The sequence below is a fragment of the Sulfitobacter sp. TMED3 genome, assembly GCF_002167505.1.
Taxonomy (GTDB): Bacteria; Pseudomonadota; Alphaproteobacteria; order Rhodobacterales; family Rhodobacteraceae; genus Sulfitobacter; species Sulfitobacter pontiacus.
Genome location: NZ_NHBI01000038.1, coordinates 86,267 through 102,557, shown reverse-complemented (window position 1 = coordinate 102,557; position 16,291 = coordinate 86,267). Strand labels below are relative to the sequence as shown.

Sequence of the window (16,291 nt, the reverse complement as noted above, 5' to 3'; positions counted from 1 at the left end):
ACCCTGAACACGGAAAAACGGGACAGTCGCCTGCCCCGTTCTTCGCCCCGCACCCCCAAGGGGATGCAGGCATGTTGCTGCATATAATGTGGCGCTTACTTCGTCAGAAGTTTCGCCTCGTGCTTTTTCAGTGTGCGGCGCGCGGCGACATAGCCGTCCACCCCTTCGCGCGTTGCCAGTTCCGGGAAAAGCTCCAGGATCTCGTTGCGCTGCGCGTTGCCGACNCCTGCAAGGCTCATATCGCCCGGCTGGAAGCTTTCGGTCCATGTGCCGTCAGACAGGATCACCTCGTGCTGGTCGAACATCACGTGGATGTAGGTCGTGCCAGAGGTTTCAACGATATCAACNCCTTCCAGACCNGTCAGGTGTTTCGCCGCGACCAGAACCTCGCGCTCTTCGAAGTAGAGCGCTGTCTTGTCGTTGGCCACCAGAACGCGGTGGTTGGGGCTGACCAGCATGTCACGCTCGGGCAGGTTGTTGCCCAAAGCACCCTGACGGATCAGAACCGGCAGCAGATGCGCNTTATGCGCCAGCTCTTGTCCGGTCATCTCGCGGGCACCGACCCAGCGGATTTCCTGAATACCGTTGTCACGNGTGATGACACGGTCGCCCACCACCAGATCTTCGACCCGACGTTCCCCTTTCGGCGTAGCGATCAAGGTGCCCGGCGTGAAGCAGGGAATGATCTCTTCGATNTTGGTGAAGTCGAGACGACCGGTTTCAGTGCCGGACGCATCCGTAAAGACGATCGTACCGTCGATGCCATCGTTGGGGCTNTCGCCGTCGATGGTGTCACCGGCATCATTATCCGGCGTGACGTTTTCAAGACGATAACCGCCGCCGGGGCTCAGCGCGCCNCTCAGATCGATGANGTCGTAGTCNGAGGCATCTGTGCCGGCACCGCCGTCGATGGTGTCGCCACCGTTGACGTTGGTGAAGGTATCGCGCCCGTCGTTACCTTGCAGGCTATCATTGCCCGCGCCACCGCTGATGATGTCGTCGCCGCCACCTGCGCTGATGGTATCGTCGCCTTCACCGCCTTCGATGGTGTCGTCGCCAAAGCCACCAAGCAGGCTGTCGTCGCCGTCGCCGCCGTCGATGCTGTCGTTGTCTTCACCGCCGTCGATGGTGTCGTCACCCTCGCCACCGAACAAGATGTCGTCGCCGCGCACACCGCTGATGGAGTCGTCACCGGTCCCACCGTCTACGGTNTCATTGTCACCGGCCGCGATGATCGTGTCGTTTCCGGCNCCCCCGAGGATGGAGTCNTCNCCAAAGCCCCCAAGGATGGAGTCATCGCCGTCACCGCCGTCGATGGTGTCGTTGCCCTGACCACCGTCGATGGTGTCGTTCCCGGCACCGCCTTTAACGTCGTCGTTNCCATTGCCCGCGAGGATGGAGTCGTCACCGTCCCCCCCATCGATCTCATCATGGCCCTGTGCGCCGCGGATGGTGTCGTTGCCTTGACCACCCAAGATCGTATCNTCGCCNTGACCGCCATCNAGGCTGTCGTCGTCAATGCCACCGTCGATGTAGTCGTCATCGGCACCACCCAGGATGGTGTCGTTNTCGTCTTCACCGTACAGCACGTCATTGCCGGCACCGCCTTCGATATAGTCCTTGCCGTTNTTCGGCTGNGGATCGGTGGCGTCGACTTCCTCGCCCTCGTAGCCGGCGATCGGTTCGTTGCCAAAGCCACCATAGATGGTGTCATTGCCNTCGCCGCCATACAGGCTGTCNGACCCGTGGCTGCCGATGATGCTGTCGTCGCCGTCGTCGCCGTAGACCTCATCGTCATCGATACCCGCGTTGATNGAATCGTCGCCCGTACCGCCGTAGATGGTNTCAGANTCGTCGCCGGTGCGGATCGTATCGTTACCGCTGCCGCCATCGACGAAATCACGACCATCGTCCTTGTTCGGATCGCCGGAGTTGAAGAATGGGTTGGGTCGCCCACCGACGGTCGGCTGATCATTCGCATAATCAGAGAAGGTGTCGATACCCGCTTCGATCAGATCGTCACCGTCACCGCCATAGATTTCGTCCGCGCCTTGGACATCGGTGATGGTGTCGTTGCCGCTGCCGCCATAGATGGTGTCGTTGTCGATGCCGCCTTCGATGACATCATCATCGTCGCCACCGTCGATATAGTCGGCATCATCGCCGCCATCGATCGTATCATTCCCCGCGCCGCCGATNAGCGTGTCTTTGTCGTCGTTGGGGTTGGTATCCTGATCAAAGGGTGTGGAGACCAGTGGAACGTCNGTGTCGGGCACGCCAATCGCACCGGGCTTGTTGCCAATCAGTACGTCGTCACCCTCACCACCGACNAGGGAGTCGTTGCCGTCACCACCGATCAGGCTGTCATCATATTTACCACCGTCGATGGTATCATTGCCGCCCTGGCCATCGATGGTATCATCNCCACCGCCGGCGTTCACCACGTCGTTGCCGTCACCGGTCATGACATTTTCATCACCGCCGGAACCTGTGACCGTATCGTCACCGCCACCCAGTTCGAGTCTCTCGATCTCCGAGAATTCGGTGGTGCCGGACCCGTTGGTCAGTGTCCCTTCCTCTTTGTCGGTGAAAGTGACTGTCAGGTCGTCATCCACAGCCGTACTGTCGATCACATCGCCGTCGGTTTCGCCGCTTTCGCCGCCGATGATAACGTCATTGTCGACGCCATCGGTCAGTGTGAACGTGTCGTCGCCCGCGCCGCCGTCAACGGTATCGTCGCCCAACCCGCTGTCGATCGTGTCGTCGCCACCGTTGCCAAAGATCGTATCGTTGATCCCGTCTGTGCCGTCGATCTGGTCGCCTTGGGCGTCGGTGTAGCCCGGGGCCATATCCTCGCCACTGTCCAGACCATCAACCGGACCGGCCATCTCTTCGCCGATGATGTTTTCGATCTCGGTGAATTTGAACGAGCCCGCGGATGTGCCGTCGTCGTTGTANAGNTCAACNGTACCGTTCTGACCATTGCCGTTGCTATCTGGTTCCAGATCACGCAAGCGGAAATTGAGGCCAGTCAGATCAAGCGTGTCATCGTCGGTGTTCAGCGCAGGGTCGGCATTGAAGCCGCCTGCNCCNCCGTCNACCTCATCGCCATNGNTGCCGCCAAAGATGGTATCCTTGCCTGCGCCACCGCTGATCTTGTCTTTGCCCTCGCCGCCGGTCAGCTGGTCATCCCCGTCACCGCCGATCAGCGTATCGTCNTCATCGCCGCCAAACAGCNTGTCGTCGCCTGCGCCACCGTCNATAAAGTCGTCGCCNTCGTCGCCCATCANCAGGTCATTGCCNGCNCCNNCGTCAACGCNGCCNACGGGNGCGTCNAAATAGACNTCGGTGATGTTGATGCCCGCGTGNTTNCCGNNCGANAGGNTNTGANCCATCGTGTGGGTAATCTCGAGGTATTCGACCGGGCCTTCGATGTTCACTAGGGCAGAGTGGTAGGGATCGGTATCGGGGCCATTACCCCCGCCGCTGATCAGGGTTTCGTAACCGCCAACGCCGTCTTGGTTGTGGGCATTGATGCCGCTGCCTGCATCGACCTTGATCGGCGTCCGTGTCCCATCGGGACCAACCGCCNCGATGACGACTTTCGACGCGTTATCAATGTCATTGATGCGGAAGCTGATGTTGGTCACATCCTTNGAGAANTCCANNCGATAGGTCGCGCTNTCGCCATCCTGGTTCGCCAGNGANGCCAAAGAGCTGTTNGCATTGGTCGCCTGACCGTCGCCNGTGATCGAATGCACCTTNTGCTGGTCNGTNGAGAATGTCGTCTCGGGNGTTTNNNTGCTGCCNGTGACCGAGAAGGTCACATTGACGTTGCCCGTGTCCTGAACAAANCCACCGCCCAGATTGTCNTTATTNTCGACAGCCGAGTTGTCATGGGGGTCTGGTGCCTTGTCCCACTCAAAGCTCTCNCGCTCTGTCGTGCCGCCNGNCGTAGANNCGNCNNCGGTGTTGTTGTCNCCNTAGATCGTNTCNTTGCCGNTGCCACCGGAAATGGTGTCATCGCCGTGGTTGCCCTCGATCGAATCGTGGCCCGCATTGCCTTCGATGCTGTCGTTACCGCCTTCACCAAAGATCGTGTCGTTNCCATTCCCGCCGGTCAGCACATCGTCGCCACCAACGGTGCCATCGGTTGGGGACGTGCTGTCATCACTCGTGGTGTAGGTCTTGGCGATGTGGTCGTATTTGATCGATGGCAGGTTAGAGTTGTGGCTGACGAAATCGTAGGATTTGCCGACTTCCAGCGGTTTGTCTGTCACGAAACCGACGGCATCGTCGCCGTCAAAGTTCACGACGTAGACTGTCACATCCTGCGAGGAATCNACTGCGCCTTCGGGGCGCACAATATAGGAATNCTCGGGGATGATCTTGTCGCCGGACTTTTCGGTATTGTCATCCAATTTGGTGGTTTTCGCCAAGGTTTGCGAGTTGTCGTTGTCATTCAACTTATCGTCGTCATCATTGATGCCAACCGCAACAGGTGCGGAATTTTCGTTGATGGTGAACGACTTGCCAGACAGATCGCCGGAGCCCACATCGCTGTTCTGGAAGGGGCTTGAACCGCCAGCCACCGTCACATTTGCCAGATCCCATGTCAGAACGGTATGATCCGCACCCGATACAGGCTCAACAGTCTTCGACACNGGCTNCGCNTTGGTCAGGCCNGCGCTGTCGCCAAAGATGATGTCATCNCCTTCGCCGCCGTGCAGCGTGTCGTTGCCGACAGTGCCGTCGTCATCCGCCAGCAANGCCGCNGGGTTGTCAAAGAACACGTCTGTNACGTTGACNCCNGAGTTGCCGCTTGTGGCACCGGTGTGGATGAACTCGATCCGCGATACGGGACCGTCGATGGACACGTTGACGGAATACTTGCTCGACGAGGGGGAATCGTCGCCGCCCTNGCTGGTGGCCGTGTCCACGCCGAACTTGCCGTCACTGTCNGTCAGCTTCACTTNGCNGGAGCTGCTGTTGGCGATCANNTCNACGTCGATCATCTTGCCNGANGCNTCNTANGCCAGCACTTTCACAGCGCCNNTGTTGTCGATGTCGTTCACNTTGAANGACACATTGCCAACGGCCTCGTCAAACCGCAGTTCGAACTTGGTTTCACCGGTGCAGTTGGCCAGCGATTCAAACGAGCTGTTGTCGTTCACGCCGTGGGCATCGCCCTCGACATTGCCGGTGAACTGTTTGCTGTCGCTGAATTCCTGATCCGCATTGTTGCGCGGCGAAAAGCTCTTGAGCTCGAACGTGACGTTGACGGTGCCGGTATTCTGCGTGAACCCGCCCTTGAGGTTGTCATTGTCGTCGATCGCGGAACCGTCGCCCGATGGGTCGGGTGCCTTGGACCATTCAAAGCTTTCGCGGGTGTCGCCGTAGTTGCCCTTGGTCGCGCCATCACCGATCAGGATGTCGTTGCCCTTGCCCCCGTCAACATAATCATTGCCCGACCCTGCGACGACCGTATCATTCCCCAAACCCGCATTGACCGTATCATTGCCGCCACGTGCGAGGATGATGTCATCATTGGACCCAACGTTGCCAAATACCGCGTCGTTACCGTCAACACGGTCACCGCTTGGGTCATCATTATAGCTGGCGTCGATCTTGTTGCCCTGCTGGTTACCGTCCACGATCCCGTTCGGTCCATCGGCCGGAGCCTCGGTCGCGGTTTTCTCGGCTTCGGCGGTCGAGGTTTTTCCAAAGAGCCACAGTTTATTCAAAAAGATGGTCATATCGGTCGTCTCCAAAATCAGGTCAGGCACGCTACGGTTGTACCGTCAGCCGTAAAACTAGGGTGCCCAGTCATGGGCGAGGCTTATTAATTCACATGGCAGCAATTCTGTGCCGGGGTACTAAGGCGAGACAAAGCAACGCCCTGCCCGCGACGCTGCTGCAATGAAACATACGGCGCGCGGACGGGTGCATCGCGAGACACGCCCAAATCTGCAGCCGTTTGGATACGGGTCATTTGTGTTCTTGATGTGATCCGAAAACGGCGCTTCGGGGAAGAAATCAAGACGGTGTCGGTAGCGGCGGAGCAACGCAGAGTTGCAACATCACCCATACCCGAACGGTCCGGCAGTCGTGGTCTGTAGATACAGTTTCCCATCAGTTTCTCCTCCTTCCGCCAACGTGGCGGGCCGTTAAAAAACGGCGCACAATACCCCTAACAAAGCTCCGCGGTCACAGACGACACACAAAGAACTCTACCGTCCTGAAGGGAGGATCAGCCGCAGACAGCTGCCCGCTGCCGCGCAACCGGCAGTAGTATATTCATCGGCTCTTAAGAGCCAAGCGAACACATCTTCCCCGCACAACATGTGCGTTCGATGCGGTCGCCCCCGAAACCTAAAAAACTTTGCCCCCCAGTTGGGCACGTTCTTATTACCTACCCGTTGACGTTGCTGGAAGGAAAAAATGGCAAGAATTCGCAGACGCGCCTCTTTTCCGCCGTTTTTGACTCGACGGCGGCGCGGAATATGCACGCATAGGTAGCGCATTGTTTCCCATCTTAGGGCGCCATTTCGATGGAGCTGGTACTTTTCGGGGTTTTTCACCAAATTTTAATGATTTCTCAAACCCAGCCCTCGGCACTGTTTCGCAGCCAGACACAATAAACCATCTTTGCGATTAAATTCGGCGTGGCGGGACTGTGGCGGGGCGTGAATTCGCGATTTGGAACCAATAGCTTGCGACCGCGCCCATTTTTTCGAAAACGCAGCCAGTTTTCCAGCACGAAACCGAATCGCAATACCACCTAAAGGATAGACTTCGGCACCTCAGGTGGGGTGCCATATGCCGATTATTTAGGCCCGACACCATAAGTTTGACGCGAGGACATGCGTTTGAGCGAACATCTGCCGCTACAACCGCAAGAGGGTATTTTGGTCAAATTCGCAGCAAAATCCCACTGTCTCATGATGTTAGGGGGTGATATTTACCGCGCGACAAGTATGCTGATCCAACAGATACAGGAACATGGCGTCGTCACTTGGCCTCTGCCACCACCAGAAGAAGCGTTTGATGAGCAGTCGGAAAATCAAGAATATGGAAGAGTTTGCCGCCGTCAGCGGGATCTCCCGTCCGACGCTTTCCAAGTTCTTCAACGACCCCACCAGCGTGCGTAGCAGCACCCGCAAACGGGTTGAGGCAGCGCTGGACCGATATGACTATCGGCCCAATCTTTACGCCATGAACCAGAACCGCCGTTTGACCAAGAACATCGGCGTCGTGGTACCGCATCTGGCCGACCCTTTCTTTGCCAAGATTGCCCGCACGATCGAAGAGCACATCTTGCGGCAGGGCTTCCGGCCCGTTCTGCTCGGGTCGCACGGCAGCCCCGAGATGGAACTGGAGAACCTCGAAAACCTGCGCATGTTGAAACCGGCGGGCGTATTGCTGGCCGCTTTCGGGCGCAGTTCTGACCACGCGCAGATCCAGACCTTTACCGAAGAGGTCCCTACCGTCCTGTTCGATGCGAACATCGATAAGGTCGGCAAGGCGTTCATAGGCTCCAACAATGAACAAAGCGTTGATCTGATCGTCGACTATCTGTGCCGCACGGGCGAGCCGCCTGCCTTTTTCGAGATGAAAGACCCGATGAACCCCAACGCCTACAAACGGCGCGCGGCCTATGTCAGGGCGATGGAACGTCTGGGGCAGACGCCGCATCTGATCCAGGTCGGTGGCGAGGGATGGGAATTCGAAGAGATCGGGTTTCGCGAAGGCACCCGCGTGATCCGCGACCGGAGCCTGCCGTCGAAAACAATACTGTGCAGCAACGACCGTTTGGCCATCGGGCTGTTGTCCGCCATTTTCGAGGCGGGGATGAGCGTCGGGATCGAGGCCGGCCACGACTTCCGCGTCGCGGGCCATGACGACCATCCTTTCTCGCGCTTCACCTGCCCGCGCCTGACCACCGTGTCCCAAGACTACGAAGCCATTGCCGAGAAAAGCGCGACCACCCTGCTGGCCCTGATCGAGGCAGATGATTCTCTCGATTCGCGTACAGAGACGCTGTTTGACGGCAAGCTCGTGCTCAGGGGCTCTGCCTAGGCAATTGAAAACACGCGCCTAAATCGCAAAACTAGACGCGCGTAAAATTCAAATTGACGCGAGTTCACCAATAGCCCTAAGCTTGTCGCTAACATCTCATCAGGGAGGTAGAAGATGTTTGTTTTGAACGCTTTTCGAACGGCGACCGCCATTTCACTTTTGACGGCAGCCGCTGCTTCTGCGGATACGATCACAATCGCTACAGTCAACAACGGCGACATGATCCGGATGCAGGGTTTTACCGATGATTTTACTGCCAAAACCGGCCACGAAGTCGAATGGGTCACGCTGGAGGAGAACGTCCTGCGTCAACGTGTGACCACGGACATCACCACCAAAGGTGGGCAGTTCGACATCATGACCATCGGCATGTACGAGACCCCTATCTGGGGCAAGCAAGGCTGGCTGGTGCCGCTGGACGATCTGTCGGCGGAATATGACACCGACGACATCCTGCCCGCGATGCGCGGCGGTCTGAGCGTCGACGGCACGCTTTATGCGGCCCCTTTCTACGGCGAAAGCTCCATGATCATGTACCGCAAGGACCTGATGGAGAAAGCCGGACTGGAGATGCCCGACGCGCCCACATGGGAATTCGTCGCTGAAGCGGCCCGCGCCATGACCGACCGCGACGCCGGCATCAACGGCATCTGCCTGCGTGGCAAGGCCGGTTGGGGCGAGAATATGGCGTTCCTCACCGCGACAGCAAACGCCTTTGGCGCACGCTGGTTCGACGAAAGCTGGACTGCGCAGTTTGACCAGCCCGCATGGAAAGAAACGCTTGAGTTCTATGTGAACCTGATGAACGACGCGGGCCCTCCGGGTGCGGCGAACAACGGGTTCAACGAAAACCTGTCGCTGTTCCAACAGGGCAAATGCGGCATGTGGATCGACGCGACTGTTGCGGCGTCCTTTGTGACCAACCCGACAGATTCCACCGTCGCGGATCAGGTCGGCTTTGCGCTGGCACCTGACACCGGCAAAGGCAAACGCGGCAACTGGCTGTGGGCTTGGGCGCTTGGCATCCCTGCCGGCACCGATAACGAAGCCGCCGCGAAAGAATTCATCGAATGGGCCACGTCCAAAGAGTATCTTGAGCTGGTCGCCGAGAAAGACGGTTGGGCAAATGTTCCTCCCGGCACGCGGACATCGCTGTACGAAAACGCCGAATACAAAAAGGTGCCTTTCGCGCAGATGACACTGGACAGCATCCTGTCGGCTGATCCCACCGCGCCAACCGTGGATCCGGTGCCCTACGTCGGTGTGCAGTTTGCAGCTATCCCGGAGTTTGCAGGCATCGCCACACAGGTCGGTCAAGAGTTCTCTGCCGCGCTGGCAGGACAGCAGTCCGTCGATGAAGCCCTGGCCAACGCCCAAGCGTTGACCACCGATGAGATGGAAGCCGCCGGCTACTGATCTGATCGCCCTCGGGGTCAGTCAGCAAAGCTCCCCCTTGCTGACTGGCCCCTTTTTTCCAACACGTGCATGATCGTCCGGGACGGCCCTAGCCCGTCAACGGAGGAGGTATATTCAATGGCAACGCAACACTCACGATCGGCCGCCCGTCTGATGATGGCCCCCGCTGTCGTGCTGCTTCTGGGATGGATGCTCGTCCCCCTGACGATGACGCTGTATTTTTCCTTTCGCAAATACCTGCCCCTGCGCGGCGGTGATCTGGGGTGGGTCGGCTTTGACAACTACGTCCGCTTCGTATCGTCCAGCGCCTTCTGGCCATCGGTTCAGGCGACACTGGTGATTGTGGGCGGCGTCCTGTTCATCACCGTCGTTCTGGGTGTGTTGCTGGCCGTCTTGCTGAACCAGCCGATGTGGGGTCAAGGGATCGTTCGGATCCTCGTGATTGCCCCGTTCTTCGTGATGCCGACCGTATCGGCGCTGGTCTGGAAGAACATGTTCATGGATCCGGTCAACGGGCTGCTCGCCCACCTGTGGGGCCTGTTTGGGGCTGAACCACTGGTGTGGCTGACCGAAGCCTCGACCCAATCCATCATTCTGATTGTCAGCTGGCAGTGGCTACCCTTTGCGACGCTGATCCTGCTAACCGCAATCCAGTCGCTGGACAGCGAACAACTGGAGGCCGCCGAGATGGACGGCGCATCGCCCGTCAAACGCTTTGGCTTCATCACCCTGCCCCACCTGTCGCGGGCAATCACCGTGGTGGTGCTGATCCAGACGATCTTTTTGCTCTCTATCTTCGCCGAAATTTTCGTGACCACCCAAGGCGCCTTTGGCACCAAAACCCTGACCTATCTGATCTTCCAGCGTGTGCTGGAAAGCCAGAACATCGGGCTCGGCTCTGCCGGCGGTGTCTATGCCATCATCCTCGCCAATATCGTTGCCATCTTCCTGATGCGCATGGTTGGCAAGAACCTCGACGCATAAGGAGCCCGTCATGGCACGTGCAACGACCACACAACGCAAGGCTCTGAACACCGCACTCGCATGGGGCGTCGGGCTACTGATTTTCTTCCCGATCCTCTGGACCATCCTGACCAGCTTCAAGACCGAAGCCCAGGCGATTGCAGACCCGCCGGTGTTCCTGTTCTTTGACTGGACACTGGAGAACTACGCCGCGGTGCAGGAACGTTCGAACTACGGCCGCTTCTTGTGGAATTCGGTGGTGATCGCGGGGGGCTCTACCATTCTGGGCATCCTGATCGCCGTTCCCGCGGCGTGGTCAATGGCCTTTGTCCCCTCCAACCGGACCAAAGATATCCTGCTGTGGATGCTGTCGACAAAGATGCTGCCAGCGGTCGGGGTGCTGTATCCGATCTACCTCATCTTTATCAAAATGGGTCTGCTGGACAGCAAACTGGGGCTGGTCGTGGTGCTGATGCTGATCAACCTGCCGATCATCATCTGGATGCTTTACACCTACTTCAAGGAAATCCCCGGCGAGATCCTGGAGGCAGCCCGTATGGATGGTGCCAGCCTGCGCGAAGAGGTGCTGTATATCCTCACGCCAATGGCGATCCCCGGCATCGCATCCACGCTGCTTCTGAACGTGATCCTCGCCTGGAATGAAGCCTTCTGGACCCTCAACCTCGCCGCCGCCAAGGCAGCCCCTCTGACGGCCTTTATCGCCAGCTATTCCAGCCCCGAGGGCTTGTTCTACGCCAAGCTCAGCGCGGCCTCGACCATGGCCATCGCGCCGATCCTCATCCTTGGCTGGTTCAGCCAGAAACAACTTGTCAGCGGCCTGACCTTTGGCGCAGTGAAATAAGGAAACAACACCATGGGACGCATCACATTAGACAAGGTTTCCAAGCGCTTCGGTGACGTCGAAGTCATCCCGCCGCTGGACCTGACCATCGAAGACGGCGAATTCACCGTCTTTGTCGGCCCCTCGGGCTGCGGCAAATCCACCCTGCTGCGCCTGATTGCAGGGCTCGAAGATACCTCGGGCGGGCAAATCCGCATCGACAAGCAGGACGCCACCCATGTGCCCCCCGCCAAACGCGGTCTGGCAATGGTGTTCCAGTCCTATGCGCTGTATCCGCATATGTCCGTGCGCAAGAACATCGCTTTTCCGATGCGCATGGCGGGCATCCCCGTGGACGAACAGAACCGCCGCATCGATGCCGCGGCGAAAGCGCTGAACCTGACCGCCTATCTGGACCGCAAACCCGGCCAGCTGTCGGGCGGGCAACGCCAGCGTGTCGCGATTGGTCGGGCGATTGTCCGTGAACCCGCGGCCTTCCTGTTCGACGAACCACTGTCCAACCTCGACGCTGCTTTGCGCGTGGGCATGCGGCTTGAAATCTCCGAGCTGCATAAACGGCTTGAGACGACAATGATCTATGTAACCCATGATCAGGTCGAAGCGATGACCATGGCCGACAAGATCGTGGTGCTTCAGGCCGGTGTGATCGAACAGGTCGGCTCCCCGCTCGAGCTTTACCACACACCCCGCAACACCTTTGTCGCGGGCTTTATCGGCTCGCCCAAGATGAACCTGATCTCGGGCCCCGAGGCGGCCAAACACGGTGCGCATACCATCGGCATCCGCCCTGAACACATCGACGTATCGACAACCGAAGGCACCTGGAGCGGTGTCGTCAAAGTGTCGGAGCATTTGGGGTCGGACACGTTCTTCCACGTCTATGACACCGGCCTGACCGAGATGATGACCGTCCGTGCCCGCGGCGAAGTGGGCTTGCGCCACGGCGACCGAGTGTTCCTGACCCCGCGCGAGGACTCGCTTCACCGCTTCGACGCCAACGGCCTACGCATCGCATGAAGCGCCGCGTGCCCCTGCCCTTTAACTTTGCTTCCTACGAAAGCGGTCTCATGAATGAACCGACCATAACAAACACCGACGCGCCGCCTCCGGTGCCGCTGTCTCTGGATCGCCTTGGTGACCTGCCCGCCCGTATCGGTACGCCCGACTACGATCGCGGCGCGCTCTCGGCGGGGATCATCCATATCGGCCTGGGCAACTTCCATCGCGCCCATCAGGCGTGGTATCTGCACAAGCTGATGCAACAGGGTCTGGCGCAGGATTGGGCGCTGATCGGGGCCGGCGTGCGGGCCTATGACAGCGCGATGCGCGACAAGCTTCAGGCGCAGGATTATCTGACCACTTTGATCGAACTGGCCCCCGGTCGTGTCACGGCCGAGGTCGTCGGCTCGATGATCGACTACACCCCCATCGCCGAAGACAACGCGCCGCTGATTGCGGCGATGGCAGATCCCGCGATCCGCATCGTGTCGCTGACCGTGACCGAGGGCGGCTATTTTATCGATCCCGAAACCGGCGGGCTTGATCTGACCCACGCCGATATCCAGCATGACCGCGCGCGGCCCGATCAGCCCAAGACGGTTTTCGGCGCGATCATTGCAGCGCTCAAGCTGCGGCGCGATGCGGGCCACGGTCCGTTTACGGTCCAAAGCTGCGACAACCTGCGCGGCAATGGCACCGCCACGCGCCAGGCCGTCGTGACCCTCGCCCGCCAAAGTGACGCGGCGCTTGCCCAGTGGATCGAGCAAAACTGCAGCTTCCCGAACTCTATGGTGGATTGCATCGTGCCCGCCACCGGCCCTGACGAAATCGCGCTGGCGCAAAGCCTTGGCGTCGATGACGCGGCACCGGTGACCCACGAGAACTACCGCCAATGGGTGATCGAAGACGACTTCTGCGCCGGACGCCCCGACTGGGACAAGGCGGGGGCGATCTTTACCGACGCGGTGCATGACTACGAGGCGATGAAAATCCGCATCCTCAACGCAGGACATCAGGTCTTGGCCAACGCCGGAGAGTTGCTGGGCCTGGAAACTATCGCCGATTGCATGGCGCACCCCTTGACCTCTGCCATGTTCCGCAAGATCGAGGCAGCGGAAATCGCCCCCTACGTCGCCGCCGTACCCGGTCAAGACCCGGCGGCCTATGTCGAACTGATTGCCAAACGTTTCGCCAACCCCGCAATTCGCGACACCACACGGCGCGTGGCTTTTGACGGGTCATCACGGCATCCGGGGTTTGTCCTGCCGGTTTTGCGCGACGCCTTGGCGGCCAAGGGCAGTTGTTCCGGTCTGGCCCTGGTAGAGGCGCTATGGGCTCGCATGTGTGCAGGCACCCGCATGGACGGGACAGAGATCGAGCCGAACGACCCGCAGTGGGCGCGCCTCAACGCTGTGGCCCTGGCCGCGCGCGAAGCGCCGCAGCTCTGGCTTGCGCAGCGTCATATCTATGGCGATCTGGCCGAGCATCAGGCCTTTGCCGAGGCGTTTGAACACTGGCTCTCGCTCATCTGGGCAGAAGGCTGCGAGGCCGCGCTTGCGGTCTATACCGATCAGCCGGATGTGGCCGCCGCATTGGCCGGTGACCGCGCGGGGTTGGGGCAATGATCCTGTGTTGCGGGGAGGCATTGATCGATATGGTCGCGGCCCCGTCGCTCGACGGGCCGGACGGGTTTGTGCCTCATTCGGGCGGCGCGGTCTTTAACACCGCTATCGCGCTTGGCCGCTTGGGCGCCCGCGCGGGCATGCTGACCGGGTTGTCGCGCGATATGTTTGGCGACCAGCTGGCCGATGCGCTGAAGGCCAGTGACGTGGATACCACGCATATCATCCGCTCTGACCGTTCTAGCACATTGGCTTTTGTGAAACTTGAAGATGGGCATGCAACCTATTCATTCTTCGACGAAAACTCCGCCGGTCGGATGATCCGCGCCGAGGATATGCCAGCGCTGCCAAGCGATATCACCGCGCTTTTCTTTGGCGGTATCAGCCTTGCCAGCGACCCCAGTGCCAGCGCCTATGCCGCCTTGCTGGAACGTCAGGGCGGGTCGCGGGCGGTGATGATCGACCCCAATATCCGCCCCCTCTTCATCACCGACGCGGACGGCTACCGCCGCCGGATGGCGGCGATGATCAGCCAGGCGGATATCGTCAAAGTCTCGGACGAGGATCTTAACTGGCTAAACCCCGCCCCGTTGACGCAGGCCGAAAAGATCAGCGCAATGCTCGACACCGGTCCGTCGGTTGTGATTGTCACCCAAGGGGCTGAGGGTGCCATAGCAACGCTGGCAGACGGTACATCCATCACGGTGCCTGCGGTAAAGACCAACGTCGTCGATACAATCGGTGCCGGTGATACGTTCAATGCGGGATTTCTGGCGAAGCTGTCCGATCTGGACCTGCTGACGCCCGAAGCCCTTGGCACGCTTGATCCCGACGCTTTGCGCGACGCGATGACATATGGCGCCCGCGTTGCCGCCATCACCGTGTCACGCGCCGGTGCCAACCCGCCTTGGGCGAACGAGCTTTAACGCAGACCACACCCCCAGACGGATCCTTTCGCAAAGCCGCGCAGCAATTCCCTGCGCGGCTTTTGATATGCAACGGACAAGAGGACGCGACATTGCCAAGGCTGCAAAAGCAACCTTCACACCTATCGACGATCAAAACTGAATTTTACGGAAAGCCTTGCAAGAACAAGGTGGTACCCAAGGCCGGACTCGAACCGGCACGCCTCGCGGCGGGGGATTTTGAATCCCCTGCGTCTACCATTCCGCCACTTGGGCACAATGGGGGTCTGTTACCGTGCCACGCGCCCCACGGCAAGAGCAATTTTACCGCTTTTGCTTGACCTCGTCCGATTGTTCTGGTGTTGCCATTGAACAGAAAACAATACCGGAGACCGCAGTATGATCCGACGGCTATATGACTGGGTTCTGGGCCTGGCAAACCACCCGCACGCGCTTTGGGCCCTTGCGGTTGTGGCATTCCTTGAAAGCTCTGTTTTTCCCATTCCGCCGGATGTGCTGATGATCCCGATGATCCTTGCGCGTCCGAACCGCGCATGGCTGATCGCGGGGATCGCGCTGGTCGCGTCGGTCTTGGGGGGCCTGCTGGGATACGCCATTGGCGCGCTGGCATTTGAACAACTGGGCCAACCGATCCTTGCCAGCCTTGGCAAAGGCGACGCGATGGCGGCATTCTCGGACCGGTTCAACGGCGTCGGCTTCTGGGCTGTGCTGACCGCAGGCGTCACGCCCTTCCCCTACAAGGTGATCACAATCATGTCGGGGTGGACGGGGATGCCGCTGGCGACCTTTATCGTGACCTCGATCCTTGCACGCGCGCTGCGGTTCTTCATCGTGGCGGCGCTGCTGTGGAAATTTGGCGCACCTATCCGCGACTTTATTGAACGCCGTCTGCCTTTGGTATTTACGGTATTTGTCGTGCTGCTGTTCGGCAGCTTTTTCTTGCTGAGGTACCTGTGATGACGCGAAACACCTATGTCCTGATTGCTACGCTGGGGTCTGCTGCGCTGCTGTTGGGGGCCTTCGGGTTCCAACACATCGGCGGCTATGCGCCTTGCCAAATGTGCCTATGGCAGCGGTGGCCCCATGCGGCGGCGATTGCCATCGGGGTGATCGTGCTCTTTGGTGCGCCGCGGGCGTTGATCTGGCTTGGCGCGCTGTCGGTGGCGATCACGGGGCTGATCGGGGTTTATCATGCGGGGGTGGAATGGAAATTCTGGCCCGGTCCGTCGTCCTGCACAGGCGGCGGCATGGACCTTGGCGCGATGAGCGGCAGCGATCTTCTGTCCACCAGCGCGCCGTCCGGTCTGGTCATGTGTGATGACATCGTATGGCAGCTTTTCGGTCTGTCCATGGCGGGTTGGAACGCTGTCATTTGTGCCGTCCTACTGGCGTTCTGGGTCTCTGCCGCGCGCACNCCGCGCTGA

The 16,291-nt window shown here is 59.5% G+C and carries 10 protein-coding genes and 1 tRNA gene; 9 read left to right on the top strand and 2 right to left on the bottom strand.

What is annotated here, in order from left to right:
* Positions 1 to 95: 95 nt before the first annotated feature.
* Complete coding sequence (locus tag CBB63_RS10500) at positions 96 to 5,786, bottom strand: Hint domain-containing protein (RefSeq protein WP_502695903.1); 5,691 nt, start codon at positions 5,784 to 5,786, stop codon at positions 96 to 98.
* Between the two features lie 1,261 nt (positions 5,787 to 7,047).
* On the opposite strand from CBB63_RS10500, the gene CBB63_RS10495 reads away from it, so the two are divergent.
* From CBB63_RS10495 to CBB63_RS10465, 7 genes are all read left to right on the top strand, one after another.
* Positions 7,048 to 8,079 carry a LacI family DNA-binding transcriptional regulator gene (locus tag CBB63_RS10495; RefSeq protein WP_037944213.1) on the top strand — a complete coding sequence of 344 codons (1,032 nt, stop codon included), beginning with the start codon at positions 7,048 to 7,050 and terminating at the stop codon, positions 8,077 to 8,079.
* A 114-nt stretch (positions 8,080 to 8,193) separates the two neighbouring features.
* A complete protein-coding gene (locus CBB63_RS10490; RefSeq protein ID WP_037944212.1) occupies positions 8,194 to 9,495 on the top strand; it encodes an ABC transporter substrate-binding protein in 1,302 nt (433 codons plus the stop codon).
* A 117-nt stretch (positions 9,496 to 9,612) separates the two neighbouring features.
* Positions 9,613 to 10,479, top strand: coding sequence for a carbohydrate ABC transporter permease (locus CBB63_RS10485; protein ID WP_005853360.1), 867 nt, complete (start codon positions 9,613 to 9,615; stop codon positions 10,477 to 10,479).
* A 10-nt stretch (positions 10,480 to 10,489) separates the two neighbouring features.
* Complete coding sequence (locus tag CBB63_RS10480; protein WP_009826970.1) at positions 10,490 to 11,320, top strand: carbohydrate ABC transporter permease; 831 nt, start codon at positions 10,490 to 10,492, stop codon at positions 11,318 to 11,320.
* 12 nt (positions 11,321 to 11,332) lie between these two features.
* A complete protein-coding gene (locus CBB63_RS10475) occupies positions 11,333 to 12,337 on the top strand; it encodes an ABC transporter ATP-binding protein (RefSeq protein ID WP_064215727.1) in 1,005 nt (334 codons plus the stop codon).
* A gap of 50 nt (positions 12,338 to 12,387) precedes the next feature.
* On the top strand, positions 12,388 to 13,944 hold the full coding sequence (locus CBB63_RS10470; RefSeq protein ID WP_286699092.1) for a mannitol dehydrogenase family protein: 1,557 nt from the start codon (positions 12,388 to 12,390) through the stop codon (positions 13,942 to 13,944).
* Complete coding sequence (locus CBB63_RS10465) at positions 13,941 to 14,867, top strand: carbohydrate kinase family protein (protein ID WP_286699091.1); 927 nt, start codon at positions 13,941 to 13,943, stop codon at positions 14,865 to 14,867. The genes CBB63_RS10470 and CBB63_RS10465 overlap by 4 nt, the downstream gene beginning before the upstream one ends.
* A 171-nt stretch (positions 14,868 to 15,038) precedes the next feature.
* On the opposite strand, the gene CBB63_RS10460 is transcribed toward CBB63_RS10465, so the two are convergent.
* Positions 15,039 to 15,122: transfer RNA gene (locus tag CBB63_RS10460), tRNA-Leu, on the bottom strand.
* A gap of 123 nt (positions 15,123 to 15,245) precedes the next feature.
* On the opposite strand from CBB63_RS10460, the gene CBB63_RS10455 reads away from it, so the two are divergent.
* Together CBB63_RS10455 and CBB63_RS10450 are read left to right on the top strand one after the other, a co-directional pair.
* On the top strand, positions 15,246 to 15,824 hold the full coding sequence (locus CBB63_RS10455) for a YqaA family protein (protein ID WP_009826966.1): 579 nt from the start codon (positions 15,246 to 15,248) through the stop codon (positions 15,822 to 15,824).
* Positions 15,824 to 16,291 carry a disulfide bond formation protein B gene (locus tag CBB63_RS10450; RefSeq protein WP_286699090.1) on the top strand — a complete coding sequence of 156 codons (468 nt, stop codon included), beginning with the start codon at positions 15,824 to 15,826 and terminating at the stop codon, positions 16,289 to 16,291. Before CBB63_RS10455 ends, CBB63_RS10450 begins: the two co-directional genes overlap by 1 nt.